Source organism: Micromonospora sp. D75 (assembly GCF_018070405.1).
GTDB classification, from domain to species: Bacteria; Actinomycetota; Actinomycetes; order Mycobacteriales; family Micromonosporaceae; genus Micromonospora; species Micromonospora chalcea.
Genome location: NZ_JAGPXV010000384.1, coordinates 1 through 5,689, shown reverse-complemented (window position 1 = coordinate 5,689; position 5,689 = coordinate 1). Strand labels below are relative to the sequence as shown.

The window sequence follows — 5,689 nt, the reverse complement described above, 5'->3', positions numbered from 1 at the left end:
GATGCACGCTCACCGCGCTCGTCGTCCAGCCCGACGGCGACCAGGGCTGGCTGGTCCAGCTCGGCGACTCGCGGGCGTACCGGCTGCGCGACGGGCTGCTGGAGCTGGTGACGGTCGACCACACCATGGCCTGGCTGGGTCTGCTGCACGGCTGGTGGCCGCCGGACTCGCCGGAGGCGGCCCGGGCCCGCTACCAGCTGCTGCGCTACGTCGGACACCCCGACCGGCCCGAGCCGGACCTGCTCGCCGTGCCGCTGCGCCGGGGCGACACCTGGCTGCTGTGCACCGACGGGGTCAGCGACCAGCTCGGCTACCACCGGCTGCGCGACCTGCTCGCCGCCCGGCGCGACCCGGCGCGCACCGCCGAGGCCCTGCTCGCCGCCAGCCTCGACGAGGGCGGCGAGGACAACGCCACAGCCGTCGTGCTGCGCGTCCACCCCGCCCTGCCCGCCCCGCGCTGACCGCCGGTTTCCGCCGACCCGGTCCGGCGCACCCGGTCCCGCGACTACGGTGAGTGAAAAGCGGGGTCGGGAGGTGAGCCGGGGTGGCCGCACCCAGCCACGGTTCGGTGGTGGTCGGCGTGGGCCGGTCGGCGGAGGATCTGGCGGTGGTCCGCACCGCCGCCGCCGAGGCCGCCGCCCACCACCGGCCGCTGCATCTGCTGCACGCGTTCAACTGGGCCGCGACGCCCGGGCCCGCCCCGGCGGGCGGTACCCGCACGGACGCGGAGAACCTGCTGGAGACCGCCGGGCAGGCCGCCGCCGAGTGCGCGCCGGAGGTGCCGGTCAGCGGCGAGATCGTCGAGGGCTCACCGGTCGAGGCGTTGTTGCGGGCCGCCGACACCGCGTTCCTGATCGCGCTCGGTGACGGCGGCATGTCGACCCGCCCACACTCGGTACCCACCGACACGCCGGCCGTGGAGGTGGCCGCCCGGGCGGGCTGCCCGGTGCTGGTCGGCCGCGCCGAGCCGGCCCCGCCCGGACCGTTGGTCGTCGGCTTCGACGGGTCGGCCAGCTCCCGCGCCGCACTCGGATACGCCTTCGACTGCGCGGAGAGCCGCGGCGCCCGCCTGCTCGCCGTCCGGGTGATCGAGCCCGGGTGCGGCGACGGCGACGACGGGCTGCTGGAGGAGGCGGTGAACCGGCACGCCGTCCGGCACCCCCGGGTCACCACCGACTGCCTCACCGTCCACGGTGAGCCGACATCCGTCCTGCTCGACCGGTCCCGCGCGGCGCAGCTCGCAGTCGTCGCCGCCCGGGGCGACGGGCCGGTACGGTCGACTCTGGGCGCGGTCAGCCAGTCCCTGCTCTACCATTCGCCGGCCCCGCTGATCATCGTACGGGGACTCGACACGGGCGCCGGGGACGGATCGTGACGCCCACCCGAGGCGGGACCTACGGCCCTGACCGGCGGTCCCGGACCGGGGCGAAGCTGAACCCGCCGGGGAAGAAGACGTGGTCCCCGAGTGGCAGCAGATCCCGAGCCACGAGAGGCTAAGGCAGCATGGACACCGCGGTGAACCTGCACAGCCCCCTGACCGAGGACGAGTTGCGCCGGCTGGACGCCTACTGGCGGGCGGCGAACTACCTGACCGTCGGCCAGATCTACCTGCTCGACAATCCGCTGCTGCGCGAACCGCTCAGACCCGAGCACGTCAAGCCGCGCCTGCTGGGCCACTGGGGCACCAGCCCCGGGCTCAACCTGCTCTACACGCACCTCAACCGGGTCATCGTCGACCGGGACCTGTCCGCCATCTTCGTCACCGGTCCCGGCCACGGCGGCCCGGCGCTGGTCGCGAACACCTGGCTGGAGGGCACCTACAGCGAGCTGTACCACCACATCCCCCGCGACGAGACCGGCATGCAGCGGCTGTTCCGCCAGTTCTCCTTCCCGGGCGGGATCCCGAGCCACGTGGCGCCGGAGGTGCCGGGTTCGATCCACGAGGGCGGCGAGCTGGGGTACGCGCTGAGCCACGCGTACGGCGCCGCGTTCGACAACCCGGACCTGCTGGTGGCCTGCGTGATCGGCGACGGCGAGGCGGAGACCGGCCCGCTGGCCGGGAGCTGGCTGTCGAACGTGTTCCTCAACCCGGCCCGCGACGGCGCGGTGCTGCCGATCCTGCACCTCAACGGCTACAAGATCGCCAACCCGACCGTGCTGGACCGGATCCCCCGTGCGGATCTGCGCGAGATGATGCGCGGCTTCGGCTACCAGCCGTACGTGGTGGAGGGCGACGACCCGGCGGCAGTGCACCAGTCGCTCGCCGCCACGCTGGACCGGGCGGTCGACGAGATCGGCGAGATCCAGCGCCGCGCCCGCTCCGGTGAGCGCGTGGAACGCCCGCGCTGGCCGATGATCGTCCTGCGTACGCCGAAGGGCTGGACCGGGCCGTCCCGGGTCGACGGCAAGCAGGTCGAGGGCACGTTCCGCGCCCACCAGGTGCCGATCTCCGGCGTCCGGGACAACCCGGAGCACCTGGCCGAGCTGGAGCGCTGGCTGCGCAGCTACCGTCCGGAGGAGCTGTTCGACGCCACCGGCGGCCCGGTCGCCGAGGTGGCCGACCTGCCGCCGACCGGTGACCGCCGGATGAGCGCGAACCCGGTGGCCAACGGCGGCCGGCTGCTGCGCGACCTGGAGCTGCCCGACTTCCGCGACTACGCGGTCGACGTGCCGAAGCCGGGCGAGCCGATGGCCGGCGCGACCGGTGTGCTCGGCCCCTGGGTCCGCGACGTGATCGCGCGTAACCCGGAGACGTTCCGCCTGTTCGGCCCGGACGAGGTCGCCTCGAACCGGCTCGGCGCGGCCTTCGAGGTGACCGGCCGCGCGTTCATCGGCGCGGAGGTGCCCGGTGACGACCATCTCTCCCCCGACGGCCGGGTGATGGAGGTGCTCTCCGAGCACCTGTGCCAGGGCTGGCTGGAGGGCTACCTGCTGACCGGCCGGCACGGCATCTTCACCAGCTACGAGGCGTTCATCCACATCGTCGACTCGATGGTCAACCAGCACGCCAAGTGGCTGAAGGTGACCCGGGACATCCCGTGGCGGGAGCCGGTGGCCTCGCTGAACTACCTGCTGTCCAGCCACGTGTGGCGGCAGGACCACAACGGCTTCTCGCACCAGGACCCGGGCTTCATCGACCACGTGATGAACAAGAAGGCCGAGGTGGTCCGCGTCTACCTGCCGCCGGACGGCAACACGCTCCTGTCCACCATGGACCACTGTCTGCGCAGCCGGCAGTACATCAACGTGGTGGTGGCCGGCAAGCAGCCCGCGCCGAACTGGCTGACCATGGACGAGGCGATCCAGCACTGCCGCCGCGGCCTGGGCATCTGGGACTGGGCCAGCACCGACGACGGCGTCGAGCCGGACGTGGTGCTCGCCTGCGCCGGCGACGTGCCGACGCTGGAGACGCTCGCCGCTGTCGACCTGCTGCGCCGGCACCTGCCGGACCTGAAGGTGCGGGTGGTCAACGTGGTCGACCTGATGCGCCTGCAACCGCCCTCGGAGCACCCGCACGGCCTGCCGGACAACGAGTTCGACACCATCTTCACCCGGGACAAGCCGGTCATCTTCGCCTACCACGGCTACCCGTGGCTGATCCACCGGCTCACCTACCGCCGGACCAACCACGAGAACCTGCACGTACGCGGCTACAAGGAGGAGGGCACCACCACGACGCCGTTCGACATGGTGATGCTCAACGACCTGGACCGCTTCCACCTGGTCATCGACGTGATCGACCGGGTGCCGGGGCTGCGGTCGCGGGCCGCGCACCTGCGTCAGGACATGGTGGACGCCCGCCAGTCCTGCCGCGACTACACCCGGCGCTACGGCGAGGACGACCCCCGCGTCGCCGAGTGGCGCTGGGTCCGCGAGAACGATCCGGCGGTAAGGAGTGGCGAATGAACGAGGAGATCCTCGTCGGCTACGACGGCTCCCCTGACGCGGCTGTCGCCCTGAACTGGGCGCTGGACGAGGCGGGCCGCTCGGGCTGGCCGGTGCGGCTGGCGTACGTCTTCGAGTGGTTGACGGTGACCGGCTGGATCGGTCCCGGGGTGGCTCCGGGGGTGTGGCCGGACGAGGCCGCCCGCCGGCAGGTCGAGGAACTGGTCCGCAAGGCGGCGGCGGACGCCGCCGCCGACCGGCCCGGCCTCACCGTGCACGGCGAGGTGTTCGACGGCCCGCCCGCGCTGGTGCTGCAGGAACAGTCCGCCGAGGCCGGGATGCTGGTGCTCGGCAGCCGCGGCCACGGCGGCTTCGGCGGGCTGCTCGCCGGCTCCACCGCGGTCTCGGTGACAGCGCACGCCCACTGCCCGGTGGTGGTGGTCCGCGACGGTCAGGCCGCCACGTCCGGGCCGGTGGTGGTCGGCTCGGACGGCTCGGAGACGGCGCTGCGGGCGCTCGGCTTCGCCGTCGAGCGGGCCGCCCAGCGGGACGTGCCGCTGCGGGTGCTGCGGGCCTGGGAGCCGCCCGGCGACAGGTGGGTGCCGCCGGGCTTCGACCCGGAGGAGACCGCCGCCGCCGAGCGGGCCGCCGCCGAGGCGGAGCTGGCCACCTGGCGGGAGAGCTTCCCCGACGTGCCGGTGGAGGTCGAGGCCGTCCCCGGCAGCCCGTCGGCGCTGCTGGTGGAGGCGAGCCGGTCGGCGCAGCTCGTGGTGGTCGGCAGCCGGGGCCGGGGCGGGTTGCGCGGCATGCTGCTTGGCTCGGTCAGCCAGCAGCTCATCCAGCACTCGCACTGCCCGGTCGCCGTGGTACGCGAGCGCTGACCAGACGGGCGCGCTTGGCTCGTGGAGCACCTGCCGAGGACGGTGGTCAGCGGCCGGACGCGGTGGAGCCCTCCTCCGGGTTGAGCGAGAAGTAGTCCTCCTCCTCCTGCGCCAGGTGCAGGCGCAGCACCGCGTCCAGGCCGTAGAGCGCGGCGAGCAGGTCGGGCACCTCGTCACGGCGCAGCCGCCCGTCCGGCTGCGCCGTGAGATGCCCGCCGAACCGCTCCACCAGCCGCACGATCTCCACGTGCGCCCGGCTCATCGTGGAGGTCGCCTCGTCGCTGCCGAGCGGCCCGGCCAGCGCCGGGTACAGCTGCCGGTCCTCGGCCGCCTCGTGCGGCAGCACCTCGTCGACCAGACGCCGGTGCACCTCGCGCAGCGCCGGCAGGCACGCCGGGTCGTCCGGTCGGGTCGCCACCATGTCGGCGGTGTCCCGCAGCCGGGCCAGCACGTCCCGGATGCCACCGTGCTCGCCCGCGTACCTGTCGATCAGCTCCGCCGTGTGCGGGGGCAGGTCCCACCGCCGCAGGCCACCGCCGAGCGCGCGCAGCGCATTGAGGATCACCAGGACGTCGATGCCCTCCTGCAGGAACGCGCCGGCCACCGGGGGCAGCCGGCCGGCGGCCGCCACCAGCATCGCCAGCACCGCCAGGCCCATCCCGACGGTGGCGCTCTGCACCGCGATGCGGCGGCGTACCGGTCGGCGAGCCGTACCATCGGCGCCTTGCGGGCGGTGGCCTCCCCGGCCAGGCGGACGATGCCGGCGTAGGTGCTCTCCGCCGCGTTGCGGCGGGCCCGCAGCCCGAACCCGGCGCCCGCGTTGACCACGCCGCTGGCGACCTCGTCGCCCGCCGCGCGGGTGACCAGCTGCGACTCGCCGGAGACCACCGACTCGTCGAGCGTGGCCGCCTCCTCGACCACAC

At 73.9% G+C, this 5,689-nt stretch carries 5 protein-coding genes and 1 pseudogene; 4 read left to right on the top strand and 2 right to left on the bottom strand.

Annotated features, from left to right (window positions below; all coding sequences use genetic code 11):
• From KBX39_RS21095 to KBX39_RS21080, 4 genes are all read left to right on the top strand, one after another.
• A partial coding sequence (locus tag KBX39_RS21095; protein ID WP_210872117.1) for a PP2C family serine/threonine-protein phosphatase occupies positions 1 to 461 on the top strand: 461 nt, incomplete at its 5' end.
• 83 nt (positions 462 to 544) lie between these two features.
• On the top strand, positions 545 to 1,375 hold the full coding sequence (locus KBX39_RS21090; protein WP_210872115.1) for a universal stress protein: 831 nt from the start codon (positions 545 to 547) through the stop codon (positions 1,373 to 1,375).
• Between the two features lie 128 nt (positions 1,376 to 1,503).
• Positions 1,504 to 3,906, top strand: coding sequence for a phosphoketolase (locus KBX39_RS21085; protein WP_210872113.1), 2,403 nt, complete (start codon positions 1,504 to 1,506; stop codon positions 3,904 to 3,906).
• A complete protein-coding gene (locus tag KBX39_RS21080; protein ID WP_210872111.1) occupies positions 3,903 to 4,766 on the top strand; it encodes a universal stress protein in 864 nt (287 codons plus the stop codon). The genes KBX39_RS21085 and KBX39_RS21080 overlap by 4 nt, the downstream gene beginning before the upstream one ends.
• Before the next feature lie 46 nt (positions 4,767 to 4,812).
• On the opposite strand, the gene KBX39_RS21075 is transcribed toward KBX39_RS21080, so the two are convergent.
• Both KBX39_RS21075 and KBX39_RS21070 read right to left on the bottom strand, forming a co-directional pair.
• Positions 4,813 to 5,424 carry a hemerythrin domain-containing protein gene (locus tag KBX39_RS21075; protein ID WP_210872109.1) on the bottom strand — a complete coding sequence of 204 codons (612 nt, stop codon included), beginning with the start codon at positions 5,422 to 5,424 and terminating at the stop codon, positions 4,813 to 4,815.
• Positions 5,425 to 5,450: 26 nt separating this feature from the next.
• Positions 5,451 to 5,689: pseudogene (locus KBX39_RS21070) on the bottom strand (heavy metal translocating P-type ATPase); the annotation flags it as partial.